This is a genomic window from Tsukamurella paurometabola, assembly GCF_900631615.1.
GTDB classification, from domain to species: Bacteria; Actinomycetota; Actinomycetes; order Mycobacteriales; family Mycobacteriaceae; genus Tsukamurella; species Tsukamurella paurometabola_A.
Genome location: NZ_LR131273.1, coordinates 2,036,739 through 2,061,041, shown reverse-complemented (window position 1 = coordinate 2,061,041; position 24,303 = coordinate 2,036,739). Strand labels below are relative to the sequence as shown.

General features: G+C 70.9%; 24 protein-coding genes. 14 read left to right on the top strand and 10 right to left on the bottom strand.

Annotated features, from left to right (window positions below):
• Positions 1-11: 11 nt before the first annotated feature.
• Entirely contained in the window at positions 12-1,217 is a 1,206-nt protein-coding gene (locus tag ELY19_RS10300; RefSeq protein ID WP_227966729.1) for an MFS transporter, read from the bottom strand.
• A gap of 277 nt (positions 1,218-1,494) precedes the next feature.
• Positions 1,495-2,718 carry a cytochrome P450 gene (locus ELY19_RS10295; protein ID WP_126196106.1) on the bottom strand — a complete coding sequence of 408 codons (1,224 nt, stop codon included), beginning with the start codon at positions 2,716-2,718 and terminating at the stop codon, positions 1,495-1,497.
• A gap of 247 nt (positions 2,719-2,965) precedes the next feature.
• Between ELY19_RS10295 and ELY19_RS10290 the strand changes: the two genes are divergently transcribed.
• Together ELY19_RS10290 and ELY19_RS10285 are read left to right on the top strand one after the other, a co-directional pair.
• Positions 2,966-4,126, top strand: coding sequence for a steroid 3-ketoacyl-CoA thiolase (locus ELY19_RS10290; protein WP_126196105.1), 1,161 nt, complete (start codon positions 2,966-2,968; stop codon positions 4,124-4,126).
• Between the two features lie 4 nt (positions 4,127-4,130).
• Positions 4,131-5,117, top strand: coding sequence for an NAD-dependent epimerase/dehydratase family protein (locus ELY19_RS10285; protein WP_126196104.1), 987 nt, complete (start codon positions 4,131-4,133; stop codon positions 5,115-5,117).
• 89 nt (positions 5,118-5,206) lie between these two features.
• Here the strand turns inward: ELY19_RS10285 and ELY19_RS10280 are convergent, their stop codons facing one another.
• A complete protein-coding gene (locus ELY19_RS10280) occupies positions 5,207-6,112 on the bottom strand; it encodes an SDR family oxidoreductase (RefSeq protein WP_126196103.1) in 906 nt (301 codons plus the stop codon).
• Positions 6,113-6,139: 27 nt separating this feature from the next.
• Complete coding sequence (locus tag ELY19_RS10275) at positions 6,140-6,958, bottom strand: SDR family oxidoreductase (RefSeq protein ID WP_126196102.1); 819 nt, start codon at positions 6,956-6,958, stop codon at positions 6,140-6,142.
• 105 nt (positions 6,959-7,063) lie between these two features.
• On the opposite strand from ELY19_RS10275, the gene ELY19_RS10270 reads away from it, so the two are divergent.
• From ELY19_RS10270 to ELY19_RS10255, 4 genes are read left to right on the top strand one after another with little or no spacing between them, the layout of a single operon-like run.
• Positions 7,064-7,897, top strand: a complete 834-nt coding sequence (locus ELY19_RS10270) for an enoyl-CoA hydratase family protein (RefSeq protein WP_126196101.1) — start codon at positions 7,064-7,066, stop codon at positions 7,895-7,897.
• Positions 7,894-8,772: a CoA transferase subunit A gene (locus ELY19_RS10265; protein WP_126196100.1), complete on the top strand. Its 879-nt coding sequence runs from the start codon at positions 7,894-7,896 to the stop codon at positions 8,770-8,772. The genes ELY19_RS10270 and ELY19_RS10265 overlap by 4 nt, the downstream gene beginning before the upstream one ends.
• Complete coding sequence (locus ELY19_RS10260) at positions 8,769-9,512, top strand: CoA-transferase subunit beta (protein WP_126196099.1); 744 nt, start codon at positions 8,769-8,771, stop codon at positions 9,510-9,512. The genes ELY19_RS10265 and ELY19_RS10260 overlap by 4 nt, the downstream gene beginning before the upstream one ends.
• Positions 9,509-10,567 (top strand): NAD(P)H-dependent flavin oxidoreductase, encoded by a 1,059-nt coding sequence (locus ELY19_RS10255; RefSeq protein ID WP_126196098.1) that lies wholly within the window; start codon positions 9,509-9,511, stop codon positions 10,565-10,567. Before ELY19_RS10260 ends, ELY19_RS10255 begins: the two co-directional genes overlap by 4 nt.
• A 96-nt stretch (positions 10,568-10,663) precedes the next feature.
• On the opposite strand, the gene ELY19_RS10250 is transcribed toward ELY19_RS10255, so the two are convergent.
• Entirely contained in the window at positions 10,664-11,356 is a 693-nt protein-coding gene (locus tag ELY19_RS10250) for an MspA family porin (protein WP_227966726.1), read from the bottom strand.
• A 363-nt stretch (positions 11,357-11,719) separates the two neighbouring features.
• Here ELY19_RS10250 and ELY19_RS10245 point away from each other — a divergent pair, with 363 nt between their 5' ends.
• Positions 11,720-12,415, top strand: coding sequence for a response regulator transcription factor (locus ELY19_RS10245; protein ID WP_164711575.1), 696 nt, complete (start codon positions 11,720-11,722; stop codon positions 12,413-12,415).
• Here the strand turns inward: ELY19_RS10245 and ELY19_RS10240 are convergent.
• Genes ELY19_RS10240 through ELY19_RS10225 form a run of 4 tightly spaced genes read right to left on the bottom strand, consistent with a single transcriptional unit; the run spans position 12,412 to position 16,173 of the window.
• Positions 12,412-13,575 (bottom strand): acetyl-CoA C-acetyltransferase, encoded by a 1,164-nt coding sequence (locus tag ELY19_RS10240; RefSeq protein WP_126196096.1) that lies wholly within the window; start codon positions 13,573-13,575, stop codon positions 12,412-12,414. The genes ELY19_RS10245 and ELY19_RS10240 overlap by 4 nt on opposite strands.
• The gene (locus tag ELY19_RS10235) at positions 13,572-14,177 is read right to left on the bottom strand and encodes a TetR/AcrR family transcriptional regulator (RefSeq protein ID WP_126196095.1); all 606 of its coding nucleotides are present in this window, start codon (positions 14,175-14,177) and stop codon (positions 13,572-13,574) included. Before ELY19_RS10235 ends, ELY19_RS10240 begins: the two co-directional genes overlap by 4 nt.
• A 50-nt stretch (positions 14,178-14,227) precedes the next feature.
• Positions 14,228-15,016 (bottom strand): SDR family oxidoreductase, encoded by a 789-nt coding sequence (locus tag ELY19_RS10230; protein ID WP_126196094.1) that lies wholly within the window; start codon positions 15,014-15,016, stop codon positions 14,228-14,230.
• Positions 15,013-16,173, bottom strand: coding sequence for an acyl-CoA dehydrogenase family protein (locus ELY19_RS10225; protein ID WP_126196093.1), 1,161 nt, complete (start codon positions 16,171-16,173; stop codon positions 15,013-15,015). The genes ELY19_RS10230 and ELY19_RS10225 overlap by 4 nt, the downstream gene beginning before the upstream one ends.
• A gap of 113 nt (positions 16,174-16,286) precedes the next feature.
• On the opposite strand from ELY19_RS10225, the gene ELY19_RS10220 reads away from it, so the two are divergent.
• From ELY19_RS10220 to ELY19_RS10195, 6 genes are all read left to right on the top strand, one after another.
• Entirely contained in the window at positions 16,287-17,816 is a 1,530-nt protein-coding gene (locus ELY19_RS10220) for a FadD3 family acyl-CoA ligase (RefSeq protein ID WP_126196092.1), read from the top strand.
• Positions 17,813-18,715 (top strand): enoyl-CoA hydratase, encoded by a 903-nt coding sequence (locus ELY19_RS10215; RefSeq protein ID WP_126196091.1) that lies wholly within the window; start codon positions 17,813-17,815, stop codon positions 18,713-18,715. Before ELY19_RS10220 ends, ELY19_RS10215 begins: the two co-directional genes overlap by 4 nt.
• On the top strand, positions 18,715-19,875 hold the full coding sequence (locus ELY19_RS10210) for an acyl-CoA dehydrogenase family protein (protein WP_126196090.1): 1,161 nt from the start codon (positions 18,715-18,717) through the stop codon (positions 19,873-19,875). The genes ELY19_RS10215 and ELY19_RS10210 overlap by 1 nt, the downstream gene beginning before the upstream one ends.
• The gene (locus ELY19_RS10205; RefSeq protein WP_126196089.1) at positions 19,872-20,885 is read left to right on the top strand and encodes an acyl-CoA dehydrogenase family protein; all 1,014 of its coding nucleotides are present in this window, start codon (positions 19,872-19,874) and stop codon (positions 20,883-20,885) included. The genes ELY19_RS10210 and ELY19_RS10205 overlap by 4 nt, the downstream gene beginning before the upstream one ends.
• Positions 20,882-21,922 carry an acyl-CoA dehydrogenase family protein gene (locus ELY19_RS10200; protein ID WP_126196088.1) on the top strand — a complete coding sequence of 347 codons (1,041 nt, stop codon included), beginning with the start codon at positions 20,882-20,884 and terminating at the stop codon, positions 21,920-21,922. Before ELY19_RS10205 ends, ELY19_RS10200 begins: the two co-directional genes overlap by 4 nt.
• A 69-nt stretch (positions 21,923-21,991) precedes the next feature.
• Positions 21,992-22,906, top strand: coding sequence for an SAM-dependent methyltransferase (locus tag ELY19_RS10195; RefSeq protein ID WP_126196087.1), 915 nt, complete (start codon positions 21,992-21,994; stop codon positions 22,904-22,906).
• Between the two features lie 7 nt (positions 22,907-22,913).
• Here ELY19_RS10195 and ELY19_RS10190 read toward each other — a convergent pair whose 3' ends face one another.
• Positions 22,914-23,477: a peroxidase-related enzyme gene (locus ELY19_RS10190; protein WP_126196086.1), complete on the bottom strand. Its 564-nt coding sequence runs from the start codon at positions 23,475-23,477 to the stop codon at positions 22,914-22,916.
• Positions 23,478-23,819: 342 nt separating this feature from the next.
• On the opposite strand from ELY19_RS10190, the gene ELY19_RS10185 reads away from it, so the two are divergent.
• Entirely contained in the window at positions 23,820-24,299 is a 480-nt protein-coding gene (locus tag ELY19_RS10185) for a hypothetical protein (RefSeq protein ID WP_126196085.1), read from the top strand.
• The last annotated feature ends 4 nt before the right edge of the window (positions 24,300-24,303 follow it).

The window sequence follows — 24,303 nt, the reverse complement described above, 5'->3', positions numbered from 1 at the left end:
CCCTGGCACCGTCATTCCTCGAGCGCGACGGATCGGATGGGTGCGGGATCGGCGCATCCGCGAGATCGCCGCGCGCACCCGATCGCCCGGCCGACGATCACCGCGCCGGGTATCGCCACAACCACGACCACCGCCGCGAAACCCGCGGGTCCCATGAACCCGCCCACGTGGTCGAGCGCCACGCCCGCACCGACCGGTCCCGCGGCCGCACCGACGTTCAGCGCGGCCGTGGCGTAGGAGCCTGCCATGGTGGGAGCGTCGTGGGCGGCGGCCCCGATCGCGAGGGCGATCAGAGACCCACCGACGGCGAAGGCGAACGCGCTCGCCAGGGGCACGACCGCCAGCAGGATCACGGGGCTTCCGGACCCGGTCGCGAGCGCCGCCCATGCTCCTGCCAGGAGCGGACCGCCGAGAGCGAGGAGCGTCCATGCGCGGGCATCGCCGATGCGGCCGACGAGCGCAACTCCGAGGCACGCGCCCGCCCCGAAGAGCATGAGGACGAGCGGGACCCACGCCGCCGAGAGCACCTCCGCCACGGGCACCGCGAGGTAGGTGAGGGCCCCGAACGTGCCCGCGTTCACCAGTGCGGTGAGGACGAGCAGCGTCGCCGTCCGACCGCCGCACAGCGCGACGAGCTCGGCGCGGAGTGCGGGCCGCGGGTCACCGGCCCCGGCAGCGCCCGGTCCCGCGGTGAGGATCGCGAGGAAGGGCGGCACGCACAACGCCGCGATCGCCCAGAACAGGATCCGCCACCCCGCGGCGGCGCCCACGACCGCGCCTGCGGGGACGCCCGCGACCATGGCGACCGTGGTCCCCGCGAGCAACACCGATAGCGCCCGCGCCCGTCGCTCTGGTCCTACGGCGGCTGCCGCCACCGTGAACGCCACCGCGAGGAAGCCCGCGTTGGCGAACGCCGCCACCACACGCGTTCCGAGCAGGAACGGCAGCGCAGTGGCCGCGGCGCCGACGATGTGCGCCGCGGCGAAGAGTGCCAGGAAACCGAGCAGGGCCGCGCGCGGCGGCCACCGTCGGGCGAGGGCGGCCATGGCGGGGGCGCCGACGACCATCCCGACCGCGAACGCGGAGACGAGGGAACCCGCGGCGGACGGGGAGACCGCGAGATCGGCGGCGAGTGTCGGCAGCACGCCGGCGAGCATGAATTCGGAGGTACCCATCGCGAAGACGGCGAGGGCGAGGAACAGGACGAGCCGAGGCACGGAGGACTCCTGGGACGAGGGAAACGAGGGCGTCGTCTCCGGTCGCCACGGCCGACTCGGACCAGCGGATCAGCGCACCACGGCGCGGTCCGGCACGGGGCCGACGGCGGGACCGGCGACCCCTTCCTCATGGGATTCGGGTGTGCTCACCGGCGCCAGAGTAGTCCGCACACGGCGGCCGGGGCGATCCGTTTTCGGGAGATCCGCAATGAAATGCCCTCCGAAGCCTGATTCGGCTTCGGAGGGCAGCAGAATGCGAAATCCCCGGGAGATCCGCCTATTCGTACGCGACCTTCCAGTGCTTGATGCCGTTGAGCCAGCCGGAGCGGAGTCGCTGCGGGGGCTCCAGCTCGCGCAGGTTCGGCATGACGTCGGCGATGGCCTTGAACATCAGGTCCATCTCGAGCCGGGCGAGATTCGCGCCCACACAGTGATGGGTGCCCGATCCGCCGAACCCGACGTGCGGGTTCGGGTCGCGAAGGATGTTGAAGGTGTACGGATCCTCGAAAGCGTCCTCATCGAAGTTCGCCGACGCGTAGAACAGCGCGACGCGCTGCCCCTTCTTGATCGTCTGCTCGCCGAGCTGGACGTCCTCGAGCGCGGTCCGCTGGAACACCGACACCGGCGTCGCCCACCGCACGATCTCGTCGGGTGCGGTGCGCGGGCGCTGCTCCTTGTAGATCTCCCACTGCTCGGGGTAGTCGACGAAGGCCTTCATGCCGTGGCTGATCGCGTTACGGGTGGTCTCGTTGCCGGCCACCGCGAGCAGCAGGACGAAGAAGGCGAACTCGTCGCTGCCGAGCGACTCGCCGTCGATGTCCGCCTGGATCAGCGAGGTCACGATGTCGTCCATCGGACACTTCCGCCGCTCCTCCGCGAGGTTCCACGAGTACCCCGTGAACTCCGTCATCGCCTCGAGGTAGTTCCCCTCGAACTCCGGATCGTCGTAGGCCATCATCGAGTTGGACCAGTCGAACAGCTTCTTGCGGTCCTGCTGGGGCACGCCGAGCAACTCGGCGATCGCCTGCAGGGGCAGCTCGGAGGCGACCTGCTCGACGAAGTCGCCGCCGCCGGTCTTGCGGGCCTCGTGCACGATCTGTTCCGCGCGCTCCGCCAGCGCGTCGTGCAGGGACTGCACTGCCTTCGGCGTGAAACCGCGCGAGATGATGCGCCGCGTCTTGGTGTGCTGCGGCGGGTCCATGTTGAGCAGCAGCATGCGCTGCATGTCGATCTGCTCGCGCTCGATCTCCGGTCCGAACCGGACGATGGCGCCGTTCTCCCAGTTCGAGTACTGCTTCGGGTTCCGGGAGATGGCCTTGATGTCCTCCAGCTTGGACACCACCCAGAAGCCGCCGTCGTCGAACCCGGTGGTGCCGGGCGGGATGTCCTGCCACCACACCGGCGCCGATCGCCGCAGCTCGGCGAATTCGGCCTCGGGCCGCCGCTCCGACCACAGGTCGGGGCTGGTGAAATCGAACCCCGCGGGGAAGTGCACGCTCACGCCGCCTCCTCAAGCGTCTCCACCCGGTCTCTGGCCAGGCGTATCTGAAACATGTTCTACTCATTGAAGCACAGACGGTCCGCTCGTGAGCTAGATTGCGGAGGACGCTGGCAGCACAGCAGTTACACAGGGACGAACCAGCCACGGTGCCACCACAGGAGGCTCGACAGAGCCGGAGATCGGCGCCACAATCAAGAACGTGCTCTACCCAGTCGGGAGGAGCCGAGAAATGTGAGGAACGATCGATATGGGCATCCCCGTCATCGTCGACGCCGTCCGCAGCCCCATCGGCAAGCGAGGTGGCTGGCTGAGCGGACTGCACCCCGCCGAACTCCTCGGCGGCACCGTCACCGCGCTCCTCGATCACGCGGGCGTCGATCCCGACCACGTCGAGCAGGTCATCGGCGGCAACGTCACGCAGGCCGGCGAGCAGGCCGGCAACATCACGCGCACCGCTTGGCTGAACGCGGGCCTGCCCGAGCTGACCGGCGCCACCACCATCGACGCTCAGTGCGGGTCCGCGCAGCAGGCCACGGGCCTCATCGCCGGCCTCATCGCCACCGACGCGATCGACGTCGGGATCTCGTGCGGCGTCGAGTCCATGAGCCGCATCCCACTGGGCGCGAACCGGCCGGAGGGTCTCGGCAACTCCCGGCCGCCGTCGTGGACGATCGACATGCCCAATCAGTTCCTCGCCGCCGAACGGATCGCGGAGCGCCGCGGCCTCACCCGGGAGGACATCGACGCGTTCGGACTCGCCTCGCAGCGCAAGGCCCTCCAGGCCTGGGCGGAGGGACGCTTCGACCGCGAGGTCGTGCCGCTCAAGGCGCCCGCCATGGCCGACGGCGCACCGACGGGCGAGACGATCGAGGTCTCGCGCGACCAGGGCCCGCGCGAGAGCACGGCGGAGGGGCTCGCCAAACTCAAGCCCATGCTCGACGGGGGTCGGCACACGGCCGGGACCTCCTCGCAGGTGTCCGACGGTGCCGCCGCCGTCCTGCTCATGGACTCCGACCGCGCCGCCGCGCTCGGACTGACCCCGCGGGCGCGGATCGTCTCGCAGGCCCTCGTCGGCGGCGAGCCCTACTACCACCTGGACGGTCCGATCCGCGCCACCGAGCGCGTCCTCGAGCGTTCCGGTCGCTCGCTGAGCGATATCGACCTGTTCGAGGTCAACGAGGCCTTCGCCTCCGTCGTGCTGTCTTGGCAGCAGGTGATCGGCCCCGATCCGGACAAGGTCAACGTCAACGGCGGCGCGATCGCGCTCGGCCACCCGGTCGGCTCCACCGGCGCGCGCCTCATCACCACCGCGCTGCACGAGCTGGAGCGTCGCGACGCGTCGACCGCGCTGATCGCGATGTGTTGCGGCGGCGCGATGGCCACCGGCACGATCATCGAGCGGATCTGAGCCGATGCGGGTAGCAGTCACCGGCGCGGCCGGATTCGTCGGCGGGAACCTCCTGCAACAACTCGTCGAGCAGGGGCACGAGGTGGTCGCCATCGACCGCACCGCCTCCCCGCACGCGCCCGCGGGCGTGCGCTGGGTGCGGGCGAGCGTGCTCGAGCCCGCCGAGATGCGTTCCGCACTCGAGGACGTCGAAGTGGTCTACCACCTGGTCGCCATGATCACGCTCCGGATGCAGGACGAAGCCGCGTGGCGGCTCAACACGGAGGGTGTTCGCGTCGTCGCGCGCGCCGCCCTGGCCGCGGGCGTTCGGAAGATGGTGCACCTGAGCTCGATCCACGCCTTCGACCAGGACCTCGTCGACGTCATCGACGAGACCGCGCCCCGGTCGGTGCGGCCGGAGATCCCCGTCTACGACCGCTCCAAGTGGGCGGGCGAACAGGAGCTGCGCAAGGTCGTCGACGACGGGCTGGACGCCACCATCTGCAATCCCACCGGCGTGTGGGGCCCTGCTGACCACGGGGCCGCGCTCTCGCGCCTGAACCGGCTCGCGCACACCGCGGCCCGCGGCCGGATGCCCGCCTTCGTCTCCAAGGCCGGCTTCGACCTGGTCGATGTCCGCGACGTGGCGACGGGAGTGATGCTCGCGGCCGAGAAGGGCCGCACGGGTGAGAACTACCTCCTCGGCGGCGAGTTCGCGCCGATCATCGACGCCATGCGGCTCTCCGCGCAGGCAGCGGGCAAGTCGGGGCCGCGGGTGGCGGTGCCGATCGGTGCGCTCGCCGCGATCATGCCGGTGCTCGAACCCATCAACGCCCGGCTCGGCTCCGACGTGCTCTCGAAGGCCGCGCTCGGGCCGCTGTTCGCGTCACCCCTGGTCGACATCAGCAAGGCGCGCAACGAACTCGGCTACGCCCCGCGGTCGATGGCGACGACCGCCACCGAACTGGTGCGCTTCTTCGCCGAGTCCGGGCGCCTCGGCGCCCGCGCCTGACCCACAGACTCGGCACCTCCCCTCGCCGAGACGCGGCCGGCCGCACGGAGATCCCCTCCCCGTGCGGCCGGCATCGTCGTCTCCTTCGATCACGCGCCGTACACGGGCTCCGGCACCGGCGCCTCCGCGATCAGGCCCCGCACCACCTCACCCAACTCCGACGGGGCCCACCGCGCGCCCTTGTCCCGCTGCGGGCCGTGCCGCCAGCCCTGCGCCACGGAGACCTTGCCGCCCTCGACCTCGAAGACGCGGCCCGTCACGTCGGCGGACTCGACGCTGCCGAGCCACACCACCAGCGGCGAGATGTTCTCGGGCGCCATCGCATCGAAACCGTCCTCGGGCGCGGCCATGTCGTCGGCGAAGGTCACTTCCGTCATGCGGGTCCGGGCCGCGGGCGCGATCGCGTTCACCGTGATGCCGTAGCGCCCCATCTCGGCGGCGGCCTGGATCGTCATCTCGGCGATGCCCGCCTTGGCGGCGGCGTAGTTGCCCTGGCCGACGCTGCCCAGGAGACCCGCGCCGGAACTCGTGTTGATCACCCGGGCCTCGGGCTGCCGCCCGGCCTTGGACTCGTCGCGCCAATAGCCCGCGGCGTGGCGCAGCATGGCGAAGTGCCCCTTGAGATGCACGCGGGTCACCGCGTCCCACTCCGCCTCCGACATGTTCACCAGCATCCGGTCGCGCAGGAAGCCCGCGTTGTTCACGAGCACGTCCAGCCGGCCGAACTCGTCGATCGCGCTGCGCACCAGTGCCTGCGCGCCGTCCCAATCGGCGACGTCGGAGGCGTTCGCGATCGCCTGTCCACCCGCGGCGCGGATCTCGTCCACGACCTGCTGAGCGGGGCCCGACGAGGCGTCCGCGCCGTCCAGCCCGACGCCGTAGTCGTTGACCACCACAGCCGCACCCTCCGCGGCGTAGGCGAGCGCATGGGCGCGGCCGATGCCGCGCCCCGCGCCGGTGACGATGACGACGCGGCCGTCGACGATTCCTGTCATTGTTCTTCTCCTCGTTCGTGGTTCGGTCTACTGCGCGTCGCGCTCGGCGTTCGCCGCGGCCAGGAAGGCGGGGCGTTCACCGCCGCCGTGCACGAGCAGGGTCGCGCCGGTGACGTAGGACGCGAGCGGTGAGGCGAGGAAGGCGGCGCACGCCCCCACCTCCTCGGGGTCCGCGAGCCGGCCGAGCGGCACGGTCGCACCGATCGCGGCGATCCCGGCATCGTCCCCGTAGTGCTGCTCCGCAGCCTCCGTGCGCACCATGCCGACGTCGAGCGCGTTGACCCGCACCGCGGGCGCCCACTCGACCGCGAGACTCGTGGTGAGCGAGTCGAGCCCGGCCTTCGCCGCACCGTAGGCGGCGGTCCCGGGCGAGGGTCGCGTGGCGCTCACGCTCGAGATGTTGACGATCGCACCGCCACCGGCCGACTGCATGATCGCGTTCGCCTTCTGCGCCACCAGGAGCGGGGCGAGCAGGTTGAGCCCGACGACCTTCTCGTGGAACCGCGGTGAGGCGGTCGCCGCATCCGAGTAGGGGGCGCCACCGGCATTGTTGACGAGCACGTCGAGCCGGCCGTGGCGCTCGACGATGCCGGCGATCAACGCCTCCACCTGCTCGGGCTCGCGGACGTCGGCGGCCACGAACTCGGCGACGGCACCGTCGACTCCGTCAGCACCGCCGCCGATCGCGACCGGGCTCTCGGGCTCTCGCCGGGCGCACACCACCACCGTGGCGCCCTGCCGGAGGAAGACGCGGGCGATGCCCGCTCCGATCCCCCGGACGCCGCCGGTGACCAGTACCACCGCGCCCTCGAGTCCTAGACCGCGCCCCGCAGGTGCGTTCGTCACACGATTCACCACTTCCCATTCCGGCCGACCGGGCTTCGGTGGTAGCGTACCAAGCAATTGCTAGGTTTAGATCACGTTCTACCTGTCTACCTCGAAGGAGTCGGTGTGCCTTCACCGATCACGACCACCGTCGACGAGCCCGGGATCCACACGATCACCGTCGACGCACCCCCCGTGAACGCCCTCACCGTGCAGGGCTGGTTCGACCTCGCGACCGCCATCACCGAGGCCGGCCGCGATCCGTCGTGCCACGTCGTCGTGGTGCGCGCAGCGGGCCGCGGGTTCAACGCCGGCGTCGACATCAAGGAGATCGACGCGGCACAGGCCGCCGGCGACGGCTACGGCGCGCTGATCGGCGCGAACGCGGGCTGCGCCGCGGCCTTCTCCGCCGTCTACGACTGCGCGGTGCCCGTCATCGTGGCGGTGAACGGCTTCTGCCTGGGCGGCGGTATCGGACTCGTCGGCAACGCGGACGTGGTGGTGGCCTCCGACGACGCCACGTTCGGTCTCCCCGAGGTGGACCGCGGGGCCCTCGGCGCCGCCACCCACCTGGCCCGGCTCGTGCCGCAGCACCTCATGCGCACGCTCTACTTCACGGCCGGGACCGTGACCGCCCAGCAGCTGCATCACTTCGGCTCCGTGTACCGCGTCGTGCCGCGCGCCGCGCTCGATGACGCCGCACTGGAGGTGGCGCGGGCCATCGCGGCCAAGGACACCCGGGTGATCCGCAAGGCCAAGGAGGCGATCAACGGGATCGATCCGGTGAACGTCCACACCAGCTACCGGTTCGAGCAGGGCTTCACCTTCGAACTCAACCTCGCCGGCTACTCGGACGAGCACCGGCGGGAATTCGTCGCGACCGGCCGCACCGTCGGCGAGGCGTCCGGTGCCGCGAGCGGGCGGCCCGTATCCGACGACGCAGCACAGGAGAACGCATGACCGACAAGACCATGACCGCCGAGCAGGTGGTCGCCGAGCTCGAGGACGGCATGACGCTGGGGATCGGCGGGTGGGGTTCGCGGCGCAAGCCGATGGCCCTGGTGCGCGCCATCCTGCGCTCCGACCTGAAGGATCTCACCGTGGTGTCGTACGGCGGGCCCGACGTGGGCCTGCTCGCGGCGGCGGGAAGGATCCGGAAGCTCGTGTTCGGCTTCGTCACCCTCGACACCGTGCCCATCGACCCGAACTTCGCGCGCGCCCGGCAGTCCGGTGCGATCGAAGTCGCCGAGTGGGACGAGGGCATGTTCGCCGCGGGGCTCAAGGCGGCGGTGCAGCGCCTCCCCTTCCTCCCCATCCGCGCGGGCCTCGGCTCGTCGGTGATGGACGTCAACCCGGACCTGCGAACGGTGGCCTCGCCGTACGCCGACGGCGAGACGCTGGTCGCCGTGCCCGCACTGCGACTCGACGCCGCCCTCGTGCACATGAACCGCGCCGACGCGCGCGGCAACGCTCAATACCTGGGCCCCGACCCGTACTTCGACGACGACTTCGCCCTCGCCGCCGATCGCTGCTACGTCTCGTGCGAGCGGATAGTGCCGACCGAGGAGTTGGTGGCCGGCGGCCCCGTCCAGTCCTTGCTCCTCAACCGCAGCGCCGTCACCGGCGTGGTGGAGACGCCGAACGGCGCCCACTTCACCACCGCCGTCCCCGACTACGGACGTGACGAGAAGTTCCAGCGACACTACGCCGCGAGCGCCAAGGATCCCGCCGCCTGGGCTGAGTTCGAGCAGCGGTTCCTCTCCGGCGACGAGGCGCACTACCAGTCCCAGGTCGCGGCCTGGGCCTCCGAATCCGCTGCCCAGGAGGCGAAATGACCGACATCACCCGCGCCGAGGTCTGCGTGACCGCGATCGCCGACCTGTTCCGCGGCGACGGCGAGATCACCGCCAGCCCCATGGGCCTGATCCCGTCGCTGGGCGGCCGCCTCGCCCGGCTCACGTTCGCGCCCGACCTGCTGCTCTCCGACGGCGAGGCCTACCTCGTCGCCGACGCGGCGAACCCGTCCGCGGGCATCGAGGGCTGGCAGCCCTTCAAGAAGGTGCTCGACGTCGTCGTCCCGAACGGCAAGCGGCACGTCATCATGGGCGCCAGCCAGATCGATCGGTACGGCAACCAGAACATCTCCGCCATCGGCGAGCACCGCGCACCGTCGCGCCAGCTGCTGGGCGTGCGCGGCGGTCCCGGCAACACCGTGAACAACCGCACCTCGTACTGGATCCCGAAGCACTCGACGCGGGTCTTCGTGGAGTCCGTCGACGTCGTCAGTGGCGTCGGATACGACCGCGCCCGGGCGGCGGGTCCGTCCGCGTCGCGCTTCCACGACATCCACCGCGTGGTCACCGATCTCGCCGTGCTGGGCTTCGCCGACGACGGGACGATGACGCTGCTCTCGGTGCACCCGGGCGTTTCGGAGGCGCAGGTGCGCGAGGCCACCGGATTCGACCTCGGCACCGGCGGCGTGCCCGAGACCCGGGTCCCCACCGCGGAGGAGCTCGACGTGATCCGCACCGTCATCGATCCGAAGAACCTGCGCAGTAAGGAGGTTCCCGCATGACCCTGCGGACGCGCTTCACCGAGCTGGTCGGGGTCGAGCACCCCGTCGTGCAGACGGGCATGGGATGGGTGTCCGGCGCCCACCTGACCGCCGCCACCGCGAACGCCGGTGGGCTGGGGATCCTCGCGTCCGCGACCATGACCTATTCCGAGCTCGAGGCCGCGATCCGCAAGACCAAGGAGCGAACGGACAAGCCCTTCGGAGTGAATCTCCGGGCCGACGCGGAGGACGCGCAGCAGCGCGTGGATCTGCTGATCCGCGAGGGCGTCAAGGTGGCCTCCTTCGCACTCGCCCCGAAGCCGGACATGATCGCGAAGCTCAAGGACGCCGGGTTGGTGGTGATCCCCTCGGTCGGCGCCGCGCGGCACGCGGAGAAGGTCGCCTCCTGGGGCGCCGACGCAGTGGTGGTGCAGGGCGGCGAGGGCGGCGGCCACACGGGCGGCGTCGCCACCACATTGCTGCTGCCGTCCGTGCTCGACGCGGTGGACATCCCCGTGATCGCCGCGGGCGGCTTCTTCGACGGCCGCGGTCTCGCGGCCGCGCTCGCCTACGGCGCCGCGGGCGTCGCGATGGGCACCCGCTTCCTCCTCACCCGCGACAGCCGGGTACCCGAGTCCGTGAAAGCGGAGTACCTGCACCGCGGTCTCGGTGACACGGTGGTCACGACCAAGGTCGACGGAATGCCGCACCGGGTGCTGCGCACCGCGCTGGTGGACGCACTCGAACGCTCCCACGGTGTCGCGACACTGGCGCACGCGGCGGTGAACACCGTGCGCTTCCAGGCCCTCACGGGAGTCTCGTGGAAGGGGCTCGTGACCGAGGGCCTCGCCATGAAGAAGGGCGGCGACCGCACGTGGAGCCAGCTCATGATGTCGGCGAACACGCCGATGCTGCTCCGGGCCGGACTCGTCGAGGGCAACACCGATGCGGGTGTCCTCGCGTCGGGTCAGGTCGCCGGGATCATCGACGACCTCCCGACGGTAGCCGATCTGATCCAGCGGATCGTCACCGAAGCCGAGGCGCGGCTCGACGAACTCGCCCGCCTCCGAGCATGACCTCGTCCCCGGCCGCGATGGTGCGGCCGGGGACGAAGGAACCCGGGCCGGCGGCGGATTCTGCGGAGGACCACCGCAGCCGGCCCGGCCCCGTCATCACGCGAAACGCATGACCTCGCTGTAGACGGTCTTGGAATCGTCGAACGTCCGCGACGACACCTTCAGGGTCGCGTAGGCGACCGCGTCGACGCTGCCGATGCAGCCCTCGATGCTCACGCGCTTCTCACCGAACCGCACGCCGAAGGTCTCCCCCGCCTTCGGCTTCGAGATCTCCTTGGTACCGACGGGGAGGTAGACGATGGCGCCCGGCGCCGTCTTGATGACCTGGTTCTGCGTCAGGCCCAGGGATCCGCCGACGCCGACGAGTGCCGCGCCCGCGGCGGGGATGCTGCCCGCGAGTGCACCGGCGGCGCCGATCGTCTGGTTGCTCCCGATCCAGGACTCGAAGCCACCGTCCTTCACCCCGCACGCCACGACGTACCCGACCTCGACCGAGGCGGAGTCTGCGCCGCCGCCGACCGCGAGAACGGTGGACTCGGCCTTGCCGTCGACGTACGCGAGGCGCGACTTGTTGTCGCCCGCGAGCGGCGGGAACAACTTCGCCTTGAGGTCCTTGAGGGTGATCTTCGCGCGCAGTCCCTCCGGCGAGCTCAGGTTCTGGGTCGCACCCTTCACCGGGCCGGACGGGTTCTGCGGGGTGATCTGCGCGGCCGCCTGGCCGACGACCGCCGTCGACATCATCGCGGTCGCCATGACCGCGCCCGCTGCAATGACGCTGATACGTCGCACTGTTCGACTCCTTCATGTCTTACTCGATCGAGTTGGCCCAACAGAAACACGCGGGCGCCTGATTCACCAAGACGAATCTTGGTCAAAGGCCACACTTGCGACCCACGAGCCGCCTTCGCGACAATTCTGCGACAAACTTCATGATCTCGTCACCCGGAGCTGAGAGGTATCGATACGCGTTCTTGCTGGGATCTTTCACAATCCTTACAAGAATTTCGATTCACTTCCCTCGCGGGTACGATCTTCGGCCGTGAGAGACATGATGGACGCGTCGATCACAGGACCATGTTGCATGCCGTACCGTATACGGATCGTGGGTATAGTCATTTTGCTATCTCGCACTCATCATCGAGGAGGTTTCCGGTGCAGATCGTGTACCTGGCACCCTCGCCCGGGAGTCAGACCCGCCGCGTCGGGGACGCCCTCCGCGCACTCGGGCACCTGATCACGGAGTCGTCGCCCTCCGCGCCGCCGATTCCCGCGCTCGCCGCCGCGGATGCCGTGATCGTCGCCTCCGACGGCGCGGCCGGCACCGACACCTGCCGCGAGGTCCGGCGTGCCACCGGCGCCCCGCTGCTGGTCCTGACGTCGAGGCGCGACGAGGTCGACACGATCACCGATCTCGCCGTGGGCGCCGACGACGTGGTGACCCTCCCCGTCTCCGCACGAGAGATCGACGCCCGGCTCCGGGCGATCCTGCGGCGGACCCGGCCCGCCGGCACGGGGTGCTCGGCCGATTGCGGCGCACACGCGTCTCCCGGCTCGGAGATCGTCGTCGAACCCAGCGGCCTGCGCATCGACGCCCGCCGCCAGTCCGTGACGCGCGACGGCGAGTCGATCCCCCTCACCGCCACGGAGTTCCGACTGCTCCTGGCGCTCGCCGAGCGTCGAGGAGTCCCGCAATCCCGCGAGTCGTTGCTCGCGCTCGCCTGGGGACACGGCTTCCACGGCAAGTCGCGCATCGTCGACAACGCGGTCCAGCGCCTGCGCGGGAAGATCGATACCCCGTCGTGGCGCCACGTGCACAGTGTGCGCGGTTTCGGGTACGTCCTCCGCTAGACCCGTTCGATGATGGTGACGTTGGCGGTTCCACCGCCCTCGCACATCGTCTGCAGGCCGTACCGGCCGCCGCGCCGCTCCAGTTCGTGCAGCAGCGTGGTCATCAGCTTGGCGCCCGTGGCACCGAGCGGATGCCCGAGCGCGATGCCGCCGCCGTTGACGTTCACCTTCTCGTGCGGGATGCCCAGTTCGTCCATCCACGCCAGCGGCACGGACGCGAAGGCCTCGTTGCACTCGAAGAGGTCGATGTCGGCCACGGAGAGCCCCGTCTTCTCCAGTGCGTACTTCGTCGCGGGGATCGGACCGGTGAGCATCCATACCGGGTCCGCGGCGCGTACCGAGATGTGATGGATCCGGGCCCGGGGCCGTAGCCCGTGACGCCGCACGAAATCCGCCGATGCCACCATGACCGCGGCCGCGCCGTCGGCGATCTGGCTGGCGACGGCGGCGGTGATCGCGGAGCCCTCGGCGAGCGGGGCGAGACCCGCCATCTTCTCCAGAGACGTCCCCCGCCGCGGAGTCTCGTCGATCGCGAAGTCCTCGACCGGCGCGATCTCGGCCTCGAACCGGCCGGCGTCGATCGCAGCCAGCGCCCGCTCGTGGCTGGCGAGCGCGAACTCCTCCATCCGTGCCCGGGAGACGCCCCATTTCGTGGCGATCATGTCGGCGCTGGTGAACTGGGAGACCTCGACGTCGCCGTACCGTTCGCGCCAGCCGACCGAGCCGGAGAACGGATCGTCGAACCCGTACTCCCGGCCGGCGAGCATCGCCGCGCTGATCGGGATCGCGCTCATGTTCTGCACCCCGGCGGCGACCACGGCGTCGGCCGTCCCGGAGAGGACTGCCTGGGCAGCGAAGTGGACGGCCTGCTGGCTCGATCCGCACTGCCGATCGACGGTGACGCCGGGTACCTGGTCCGGCAGGCCGGCCGCCAGCCAGGACGTGCGGGCGATGTTGCCGGACTGCGGCCCGATCGTGTCGCAGCACCCCATGATCACGTCGTCGACGAGATCCGGATCGACGCCGGACCGCAGGACCGAGGCGCGCAGGACGTGCGCGCCGAGGTCGGCGGAGTGCACCGTCGACAGCGCGCCGCCGCGCTTGCCGGACGGGGTACGCACCGCGTCGAGGATGTAGGCGCCGGGGGCGAGATCGGTCATGACTGCTCCTTCTCGGGGCTGGCGATCCCGTGCTCGAGGATCGTGAGGTACTGATCGGCCACCGTGTCCACGGACAGTTGCCCGCCGGGTCGGTACCAGCGGACGGCGACCCAGACGGTGTCACGGAGGAATCGGTAGGTGACATCGACGTCGAGGTCCTGCCGGAAGTCGCCGGTTTCGATGCCACGGCTGATGATGCCGCGCCACATGGAACGGAACTCCTGCAGGAAGTCCGCGATGTAGGCGAAGCGCTCCTGCTGGGCGAGTCCGCGGGCCTCGGCCTGGTAGATCGCGACGGCGTCGGGGTTGGCGTCGATCGCGGCGAACGAGGCGATGACGCAGCCGCGCAGTTGCTCCCGCGGCGCGTCCACGGCGGCGAGGACGGTGCGGTACTCGCCGAAGAGGCGGTCGAGGAAGTCCCGCAGGATCTCGTCGAGCATCGACTCCTTGGAATCGAAGTGGTGGTACAGGCTGCCCGACAGGATGCCCGCGGCGTCGGCGATGTCGCGCACCGTCGTCGCGCGGTAGCCGTTCTCGGCGAACAGCTTCGCGCTCAGCGACAGCACTTCGGCGCGACGCGCGGAGGGATCCGGCTTAGGCATCTCGACTGCTCACCGAGACCACCGCGAAGGGCACGTCGGGCGGACACTGACTACGCATGCTGACTGCTCACCGAGACCACCTCGCCGGTCATGTACGAACTGTACTCGGAGGCCAGGAAGACGATCACGTTCGCGACCTCCCAGGGTTCGGCGGCACGCCCGAAGACCTCGCGGCGCGAGAGCTCGTCGAGCAGCTCGTCGGAGGTGACCTTGGCGAGGAAGGCGTGCATCGCGATGCTCGGCGAGACGGCGTTGATCCGCACGCCGTGCGGCGCCGCATCGACGGCCGAGCAGCGGGTGAGCGCCATGACGCCGGCCTTGGCGGCGGCGTAGTGCGCCTGCTCGGCCTGCGCTCGCCAGCCGATCACGGAGGCGTTGTTGACGATGACGCCGCCCCCGCCCTGGGCGATGAACCGGTTGATGGCAGCGCGGGTGGCGCGGAAGGTGCCCGTGAGGGTCACGTCCAGCACCCGGGACCACTGCTCGTCGGTCATGTCCTGCACGGCGACGCTGCCGCCGAGCCCGGCGTTGTTGACCAGCACGTCGATCCGGCCGTACCGCTCCGCGGCACCGTCGAGCAGTCCCTGGACCTGGTCCTCGACGGTGACGTCACAGGTGATCGCGTGCACGCGGTCACCGAACTCCGCGGCGAGCTCATCGCGCTTCTCCCCCAGGCGGCGCTCGTGCCAGTCGGAGATGACGACACTGCCGCCCTCCTCCAGGCAGCGCCGGGCGGTCGCGGAGCCGATACCGGTGCCGGCCGCCGCGGTGACGACGACGACCTTGCCCTCGAGCAGGTTGCGGCCCTGCGGGTACGGAGGTGCGGGAATGGCGCTCATGGGCGGGCCTCTCTCGGCAGGCCGAGCACACGCTCGGCGATGATGTTGCGCTGGATCTCGTTGGAGCCGCCGTAGATCGTGTCGGCCCGGGTGAACAGGTAGAGACGCTGCCAGTCGTCGAGCTCGGGGTCGGCGAGCAGGCCGTCGGTGCCGCGCACCGTCATCGCGAGCTCGCCGAGCCTGCGGTGCCAGTTGGCCCACAGCAACTTCGCGACCTCGGCGGTGCCGGTCTCGGCGGAGCCGAGGGTCCGGAGGGCGTGCGCCCGCATGACGTCGAGCTCGGTCCACGCGCGGCGGAGGGCGTCGGCGACCTCGGGGCGGGCGGCGGCACCGTTGTCGAGGGCGAGATCGGTGAGCGCCTGCAGCTCGCGCCGGAAGCCGATCTGCTGGCCGAGGGTGGCGACGCCGCGCTCGAAGGCGAGCGTCCCCATGGCGACGCGCCAACCCTCGCCCGGAGCGCCGACCACGTTGGCGGCGGCGGTGCGGGCACCGTCGAAGAAGACCTCGTTGAATTCCGACGTGCCGGTGAGCTGCACGATCGGCCGTACCTCGACACCCGGCTGGTCCATCGGGACGAGCAGGTACGACAGTCCCCTGTGCCGGGCGGAACCGGGCTCGGTGCGGGCGACCACGAAGCACCAGTCGGCGACGTGCGCGAGCGAAGTCCAGACCTTCTGCCCGGAGATCACCCACTCGCCGCCCTCGAGGCGCGCGGTGGTGCTGACGTTCGCCAGGTCGGAGCCGGCGCCGGGCTCGGAGTACCCCTGGCACCACAGCTCGCGGACATCGCGGATCGCGGGCAGGAAACGGGCCTTCTGCTCGTCGGTGCCGAAGGCGATGAGCGTGGGGCCGAGCAGCTCCTGCCCGAGGTGTGAGACCTTCGCGGGGGCACCGGCGCGGGCGTACTCCTCGTGGAAGATCACCTGCTGCGCGAGCGACGCTCCGCCGCCGCCGTTCTCGGTCGGCCAGCCGATGCAGTTCAGCCCGGCGGCGGCCAGGTGGCGCTCCCATGCGACGCGCTCGTCGAAGTACTCGTGTTCACGTCCCGGGCCTCCCGCGCCGCGGAGCGCGGCGAACTCGCCGGACAGGTTGGTCGCGAGCCAGTCGCGGATCCGCGCCCGGAATTCCGCGTCCGTCTCACCGCTCGCCGTGGCCACGGCACTCCCTTCGCCATTCCACCAAGCAATTGCTTGGTGGAATCAGGTTACACAGACTCGACTCGCACTGTAACGTGTTCTACCAAGCACTTGCTAGGCAGAAGGGTTTGCGCATGTCACGCACCATCGCAGCGGCTCTGCGCGACGCCGCGGACCGGTTCGGCGAGCACGCCGCCGTGGTCGACGGCGACCTGCGGATCAGTTACGCCGATCTGCACGGTCGCGCCCGCGACGTCGCGCGGACGCTGCTCGCGGAAGGGATCCGACGGGGCGACCGCGTCGCCGTCTGCGCGCCGAACGGCCACGAGTGGATCGAGGCCGCGCTCGGCGCCGCCTACATCGGTGCCGTCCTGGTCCCGGTGAACACCCGGTACACCGGCCCCGAGATCGTCGATCTGCTCGTGCGGACCCGCGCCCGGGCCTTCGTGGTGGCCGGCCCGTTCCTCGGTGTCGACCGACTGGAACTCGTCGTCGAGACCGCGGGCGGCCTGCCCGGCGACATCGTGAGCGTCCTCCGGCTCCCCGAATGGCACGGGGTGCCCGCGCGCGGCGCGCGGATCACGGATGCCGAGCTCGACGGTGCCGCCGCCGCGGTGACGCCCGACGACCCGTCGGACATCTTCTTCACCTCCGGCACGTCGGGCCGCAGCAAGGGCGCGATGAGCACCCACGCCCAGACCCTGGCGAACGCCGCGAACTGGGCCGAGCTGGTCGGCGTCACGGACGCCGACCGCTACCTGATCCTGAGCCCCTTCTTCCACATCTTCGGCTTCAAAGCCGGGATCCTGGCCGCACTCCAGTGCGGCGCGGCGATCTATCCGGCGCAGACCTTCGACGTGGTGCGGGCCTTCGAACTCATCCAACGGGAACGGATCTCGGTACTGCCCGGTGTGCCCACCGTGCACCAGATGATGCTCGACCACCCCGACCGCGAGCAGTACGACCTCTCGAGCCTGCGCGCCGCGACCACCGGCGCGGCCACGATCCCCGTCGTGCTGATCGAGCGCATGCGTGACGAGCTGCGCTACGACCGGGTGCTCACCGCCTACGGGCTCTCCGAGGCCCCCGTCGTCACCATGTGCCGCGCGGACGACGACCCCGAGGTGATCGCCACGACGTCCGGCCGGGCCGTGCGCGACATGGAGGTTCGGATCGCGGACGACGGCGAGATCCTGGTGCGCGGCCCCAACGTGATCACCGAGTACTTCGAGGATCCCGAGGCGACGGCGAAGGCGTTCGACGCCGACGGCTGGTTCCACACCGGCGACGCCGGTTCGATGGACGACGCGGGGAATCTGAAGATCACCGACCGCATCAAGGACATGTTCACCAACGGCGGCTTCAACGTCTACCCGGCGGAGATCGAGCAGGTGATCGCGCGGATCCCGGGCGTCGCGGAGAGCGCCGTCGTCGGTGTGCCCGAACCCCGCCTCGGCGAGGTCGGCAAGGCCTTCGTCGTGCTCACCGCGGGACGCACGCTGACCGAGACCGCCGTGATCGACCACTGCCGGGAGTTCCTGGCCAACTTCAAAGTCCCCCGGAGCGTGGAGTTCGTGAGCGAGCTACCGCGCAACGCGACCGGAAAGGTGCTCAAGCGCGTCCTGCGCGGCGAGCCCGACCCTGCAGCAGGAGAGAAGCGATGACCGAGAACACGCCCCCCACCGCCGACGAGCAGGAGGTGGTGACCTACGAGCTCCGCGGCCCCGTCGCCGTCGTGACGATGAACCGGCCCGAGTACCGCAACGCGCAGAACTCGGCCATGACCTACGCCCTCGACGCGGCCTTCGTGCGCGCGGTCGAGGATCCGGCGGTCAAGGTGATCGTGCTGGCGGGCAACGGGAAGCACTTCTCCGCCGGCCACGACATCGGGACGCCGGGCCGTGACGTGGATCAGCACTTCGAGAACACGGCGGTCCTGTGGTGGGACCACGTCGGCAGGGAGGGTGGCGACCAGCGCTTCGCCCGCGAGTCCGAGGTGTACCTCGGGATGTGCCGCCGATGGCGGGAGATCCCCAAGCCCGTGATCGCTTCGGTGCAGGGCGCCTGCATCGCCGGCGCACTGATGCTGGCGTGGTCCTGCGACCTCATCGTGGCCTCGGACGACGCGTTCTTCTCGGATCCCGTGGTGCGCATGGGCATTCCCGGCGTCGAGTACTTCGCACACCCCTGGGTCATGGGACCGCGGGCCGCCAAGGAGTTCTTGTTCACGGGCGACCGCTTCTCGGCGCACCAGGCCAAGGAGTGGGGCATGGTCAACCGCGTCGTGCCGCGCGCCGAACTCGAGGAGGAGACCCTCGCTCTGGCCGAGCGCATCGCGGACATGCCGAGCTTCGGACTGGCGCTGACCAAGAAGGCGGTCAACCAGTGCGAGGACCTCATGGGGATGCGTGCGGGCATGGACTCGGTGTTCGGCCTCCACCACTTCGCGCACGCGCACAACGCCGAGGTCTCGGGCGGCGACTCCCTCGGCGGCCAGAGCGCCAAATCGATGGCGTCCGGGGCGCGCAGCGCGACCGACGACGCCGCACGGAAGGCCGAGTAGTGGACCTCGAGTTCGACGACGCGACGGTCGCGTTCCGCGACGAGGTGCGCGCCTGGCTGGCCGCTCACGTGCCCGCTTCGCCCCTCCCCTCCTTCGACACCGCCGAGGGCTTCGCCGCACACCGTGACTGGGAGGCGAAGCTGGCCGACGCAGGCCTCGCCGCGGTCTCCTGGCCCGCGGAGTACGGCGGCCGCGACGCGACGCTGCTGCAGTGGGTCGTCTTCGAGGAGGAGTACTACGCCGCGGGTGCGCCGCTGCGGGTGAACCAGAACGGCCTGTTCATGCTGGCGCCCACGTTGTTCAGCCACGGCACCGACGAGCAGCGCGCACGGATCCTGCCCGCGATGGCCCGCTCGGAGAAGGTGTGGGCACAGGCCTGGTCGGAGCCGGAGGCGGGCAGCGACATCGCCTCGCTCCGTTCGACCGCGAGCCGCGTCGAGGGCGGCTGGAGGCTCTCCGGCCAGAAGACGTGGAGCTCCCGGGCGGCCTTCGCCGACGGCGCCTTCGGTCTGTTCCGCAGCGAACCCGGATCGGAGCGGCACCGCGGCCTGACCTACCTCATGTTCGACCTGCGCGCACCCGGTGTCACCGTGCGCCCGATCCCTCAGCTCGACGGCGAGCCGGGCTTCGCCGAGATCTTCCTCGACGACGTCTTCGTGCCCGACGCCGACGTGATCGGCCAACCCGGGCAGGGCTGGCGCGTCGCCATGACGACCGCTAACAACGAGCGGGGGCTCTCACTCCGCAGCCCCGGCAGGTTCCTCTCGGCCGCCGACGCCCTCGTCGACCTGTGGGAGCGCGAGGACGGCGATACCACGAGCGCCGCGGCGCAGCGCGTCGCCGACGCCTGGATCGGTGCCCGCGCGTACCAGCTGTACACGTTCGGCACCGTCACCCGCCTGCAGGACGGCGGCGAGCTCGGGCCGGAATCCAGTGTGAACAAGCTGTTCTGGAGCCATCTCGACGTGGAGCTGCACGAGACCGCCCTCGACCTGCTCGGACCGCGGGCCGAGCTCACCGGCGACTGCGCGCCCGATGCGGGCCGCTGGCCGGCCGGATACCTGTTCTCCCTGGCGGGCCCCATCTACGGCGGCACCGACCAGATCCAGCGCAACACCATCGCCGAGCGACTCCTCGGCCTACCCCGGGGAGCCCGATGAGATTCGCACCGTCGCAGGAGAACGAGGCCTTCGCGGAGTCGCTCGACGACCTGCTCTCGGGAGCCGGCGTGGTGGCCGCGGCGCGCGCCTGGGCCGAGGGTGAGAGCGGCCCCGGACGGAAGATCTGGGCGGCGCTCGCCGATCTCGGCGTGACCGGCCTCGCGATCGCCGAGGAGCACGGCGGCGTCGGCGGCGACGCGATGGACCTCGCCGTCGCCCTGCAGGCCCTGGGCTATCACGGCGTGCCCGGCCCCGTCGTGGAGTCGATCGCGGTGCTGCCCGCACTACTCGGCGACGGCGAGCGCCTCCGAGCGCTCGCGGAGGGGGCGATCGGCACCGTCGCGCTGCCGCCCCGCACGCCGTACCTGCTCGACGCCGACGTCGCGGACCTCCGCTTCGTGGTCAACCCGGGTGGGGCGATCGCGGAGGTGCCCGCACCGTCGACCGCCCCTCTGGGCTCGGTCGACCGGACCCGCCGCCTCTTCGCCACGGAATTGAACACTGTTCCTGACACAGAAAGCCCAGGTCGCGCTGCCGTGAACGGTGTTCAATCGGCGGAGATGGCCGGGGCGTTCGCGGTGGCGGCGCAGCTGCTCGGCGCAGGGCGGCGCCTGCTCGACGACACCGTCGAGTACGCGAAAGCCCGCGCCCAGTACGGGAGGGCGATCGGCGAGTACCAGGCGATCAAGCACCTCCTCGCCGACGTGGCGACGCGACTGGAACTGGCGGCGCCGCTGCTGAGCGGCGCGGCAGTGGCCCTGTCCGGGAGCGCCTCGCGCGGCGTCGATCTCGATCCCGCGCGCGACGTCGCGGCGGCGCGGGTCGCCGCCGCCGACGCGGCCTACCTGGCGGCGCGGACGGCACTCCAGGTCCACGGCGCGATCGGCTACACCGCGGAGTACGACCTGGGACTGTGGATCACCAAGGTCCGGGCACTGCAGTCGGCCTGGGGAACCCAGGCCGAGCACCGCGCGACGGTGCTCGGCGCGATCCGGAAGGCGGCGCGATGACCTCGGAACTGGACGATCTGGCGGGCGCCGTCCGCAGCGTCGTCGACCGGCGGTGGTCGCCGGCCGCGCTCCGCGCCGCGATCGACGCGCCCGACGGCTTCGACCGCGGCCTGTGGTCCGTGCTGTGCGAGCAGGTCGGGGTGGCGGCGCTCGCCGTCCCGGAGGAGCACGACGGCGTGGGCGCAGGGGTCCGCGCGCTGCAGGTCGTCGCCGAGGAGCTCGGGCGGCACCTCGTCCCGTCGCCCCTCCTCGGCTCCGCGGTGCTCGCGACGACCCTCCTCGCGCAGACGGACGAGGCGGAGCTGCTGGCCGGCCTCGCGAGCGGCGCGCGGATCGCGGCGGTCGCCTTCGCCGGCACCGACTTCGCGGACCGGCCCGTCACCGTGGTCGACGGGCGGCTCTCCGGCACGGCGCGTTTCGTCCTCGACGGCGACCTCGCGGACGACGTCCTGGTCGTGGCCGGCGACGAGCTGTACCTCATCGACGGCGCCGCGGCGACCCGCCGGCACACCCCGTCGATGGATCCGACGCGGCGGTTGGCCGAGGTCGTCGTCGACGGTGCACCCGCCCGGCTCGTCCGGGACGGTGCCGCCGCCGCACTCGAGCGCGCTCTCGACGTCGCGTGCGCAGTCCTCGCCGCCGAGCAGGCCGGTGCGGCGGCACAGGCCCTCGCGGTGACCGTGCAGTACACGGGCAGCCGGGTGCAGTTCGGGCGGCCGATCGGCTCGTTCCAGGCGCTCAAGCATCGGATGGCCGACATGTTCGTCCTGGTGGAGTCGGCCCGCTCCGCCGCGCTCGCGGCGGGTGACGCACTCGACCGCGGTGACGGCGCCGCCGCTCTCGCCGTCGCGACCGCGAAGGCCTACTGCTCGGAGGCGTTCAGTACCGTCGCGGCGGAGATGATCCAGCTGCACGGCGGCATCGGCATCACGTGGGAGCACGACGCACACCTGTATTTCAAGCGCGCGCACTCGTCGTCGCAGCTGTTCGGCGATCCGGCGCACCACCTGGCCCGCCGCGAGCTCATCCACTCCTGAAACATGTTCTTGCCGGGCGTCCTCCGGCACGGTACTTTCGTAGGCGAACTACTTGCGAAGGGAACGCGGATGACGGACAGCACGCGCACGGACGGCGATACCTGGACGATCACGACCAGCGTGGGCTTCACCGCGCTGCTGGTCGCCGCGGCGCGGGCCGTGGAGAACGAGCGGCCCGACGCGCTCGCCCACGATCCGTACGCGCGGGTCTTCCTCGAGGCCGCGGGCGACCCCCGCGCGATCGCCCTGGCTGACGCCGGCGACGGTGCCGGCAATCCCATGGCGGCGACCCGCCACCTCGGTGTGCGCACCCGGTTCTTCGACGAGTTCGTTCTCCGCGCCGTCGACGCGGGTGTGCGTCAGGTCGTCATCCTGGCTGCCGGGCTGGACTCCCGGGCCTACCGCCTCGACCTGCCCGCCGCCACCGTCGTGTACGAGCTCGACCAGCCCCAGGTGCTGGCGTTCAAGGAGGACGCCCTCGCGGCCCGCGGCGCGACGCCCGTCGCCGGTCTGCGGCACGTCCCCGTCGACCTGCGGGACGACTGGCCGGTCGCGCTGCGGGCGTCCGGGTTCGACGGTGCCGCCCCTACGGCGTGGCTGGTCGAGGGGCTGCTCCCCTACCTCCCCGCTGCTGCGCAGTCTCTGCTCTTCGAACGGATCGTGGAGCACTCGGCCCCGGGCAGTCGCGTCGCCGTCGAGGGACAGAACGGCCCCCTCGACCTCGCCGGCTTCCGCGCGATCACCGAGAAGTACTCGCAGCCCGGGAATCCGCTCGGTGACTTCGACGTGACCTCGCTGTTCGTGGCCGACGAGGATCGCGCGGACCCGGCCGAGTTCCTGACCGCGCACGGATGGCGCGTCGAGCGTGCCGGGAACCCCGTGGAGCTGGGGCGCGGCTACGGCGTCGAGGACACGGTCCCCGCGGACGCGGAGGTCCTCTCCGCCAGCATCGGCTACTTCACGGCGGAGCTGCCCGCCGGCTGAGGCAGAGTCACCGTGCGGCGGAGTGGTACTCCGGGTTGGGCCGCATGTCGATCGCCGAGGCGAGCCGATTGGTCATGTTGAAGAAGGCCGCGGTGTTGGCGATGTCGTAGACGTCCCGATCGGCGAAGCCCGCGTCGCGCAACCGCTGCCGGTCCGGCTCGTCGATCTTCGACGGTGCCTCCGTGAGCTTCTCCGCGAACTCGAGCATGATCCGTTGCTTCGGCGGCAGCTCGGCGGCGCGGAAGTTCATCACCAACATCTCGCCGAGCACCGGGTCGCCGGACAGCTCCCGCACCGCCGCGCCGTGCGCGGTGAGGCAGTAGAAGCACTTGTTCACCGATGAGACGACCACGGCGATCATCTCGCGCTCGAGCTTGCTCAGCCCCGAGTCACCGAGCATGAGGTCGTTGTACGTGTCGCTGAACGCGCGCAGCTTGACCTCGTCGAAGGCGAGCGACTGCAGGACGTTCGGCACCATGCCCAGCTTCTCGCGGCAGATGTCGAAGTACTTCCGCGTCCCCTCGCTCAGCTCGCCCGCCGGTAGGTCCAGCGCGGTGATCCGGTCCGTCATGTCATCTCCTCGTATCGGCTGCGTCCCTTCGTGACTACCAGGACCGGCGGCGCCGGTGGGCGGAATGCCCGGACCGGCGGCCGCGAGCCGACGCGGCGTATCGTTTCTTCCGTGTGGCACACCCATCGTTCGAGATGGCGACGACCTACGACGATCGGCATCGCCGTACTGGCAGTCGCCGGCTGTGGCCCACAGCTCGAATCCCCCGCGCCGGCGGCCTCTTCGTCACCACGGCCCGCCGTGACACTCGAATGCCCCCGCCAGTACCGGGGCAGCAGCAACCAGGACTGCGTCGCCGAAGACACCGGCTACAGGGTGACGAAACGTCAGCACGACAAGCAGGTGACCGTCACAGTGGAGCACGCTGGGGCGGCGACACAGACGTTCGAGGTTCCCGTCGACGGCTATTCCGGATCGGGTGCACTCCTCCTCCGGCGCCTCCTGGGCGGGAGCGCTCCCGACGTCCTCGTCTCGACCACGTCCTCGGGTGCGCACGGGCAGAACTCCACATGGGCGGTGTGGAGCCTGTCAGGCGACTCCGTCGTCCCGCGCGGAACGTTGTACGGCACCGAGTTCTGGGATGCGGGTTCGGGCCTGGTCGCGTCGTACGCCTCCGGCGGAGGCTGGTCGGTCGAGTTCTCGCGGCTGCGCGACGGTGCGTTCCAGAGCGTGGTCGCCGTCGGCCGGGCGGACACCGCGGGAGTGCGCGACCCGACGGTCCCGGACTGCACGGTATCGCCGTCGTCCGCGGCGCCGGCCTCCGTGACGGATCCGTGTGGACTGGCGATGCGGCAGGCGCAGCGGCACGGCCTGACGACGTGACGAG

Coding starts and splice junctions, on each gene's coding strand:
- ELY19_RS10290 (WP_126196105.1), top strand. CDS start 2,966: ATGGGCATCCCCGTCATCGTCGACGCCGTCCGCAGCCCCATCGGCAAG.
- ELY19_RS10285 (WP_126196104.1), top strand. CDS start 4,131: ATGCGGGTAGCAGTCACCGGCGCGGCCGGATTCGTCGGCGGGAACCTC.
- ELY19_RS10280 (WP_126196103.1), bottom strand. CDS start 6,112: ATGACAGGAATCGTCGACGGCCGCGTCGTCATCGTCACCGGCGCGGGG.
- ELY19_RS10265 (WP_126196100.1), top strand. CDS start 7,894: ATGACCGACAAGACCATGACCGCCGAGCAGGTGGTCGCCGAGCTCGAG.
- ELY19_RS10260 (WP_126196099.1), top strand. CDS start 8,769: ATGACCGACATCACCCGCGCCGAGGTCTGCGTGACCGCGATCGCCGAC.
- ELY19_RS10255 (WP_126196098.1), top strand. CDS start 9,509: ATGACCCTGCGGACGCGCTTCACCGAGCTGGTCGGGGTCGAGCACCCC.
- ELY19_RS10240 (WP_126196096.1), bottom strand. CDS start 13,575: ATGACCGATCTCGCCCCCGGCGCCTACATCCTCGACGCGGTGCGTACC.
- ELY19_RS10235 (WP_126196095.1), bottom strand. CDS start 14,177: ATGCCTAAGCCGGATCCCTCCGCGCGTCGCGCCGAAGTGCTGTCGCTG.
- ELY19_RS10230 (WP_126196094.1), bottom strand. CDS start 15,016: ATGAGCGCCATTCCCGCACCTCCGTACCCGCAGGGCCGCAACCTGCTC.
- ELY19_RS10220 (WP_126196092.1), top strand. CDS start 16,287: ATGTCACGCACCATCGCAGCGGCTCTGCGCGACGCCGCGGACCGGTTC.
- ELY19_RS10215 (WP_126196091.1), top strand. CDS start 17,813: ATGACCGAGAACACGCCCCCCACCGCCGACGAGCAGGAGGTGGTGACC.
- ELY19_RS10205 (WP_126196089.1), top strand. CDS start 19,872: ATGAGATTCGCACCGTCGCAGGAGAACGAGGCCTTCGCGGAGTCGCTC.
- ELY19_RS10200 (WP_126196088.1), top strand. CDS start 20,882: ATGACCTCGGAACTGGACGATCTGGCGGGCGCCGTCCGCAGCGTCGTC.
- ELY19_RS10195 (WP_126196087.1), top strand. CDS start 21,992: ATGACGGACAGCACGCGCACGGACGGCGATACCTGGACGATCACGACC.
- ELY19_RS10190 (WP_126196086.1), bottom strand. CDS start 23,477: ATGACGGACCGGATCACCGCGCTGGACCTACCGGCGGGCGAGCTGAGC.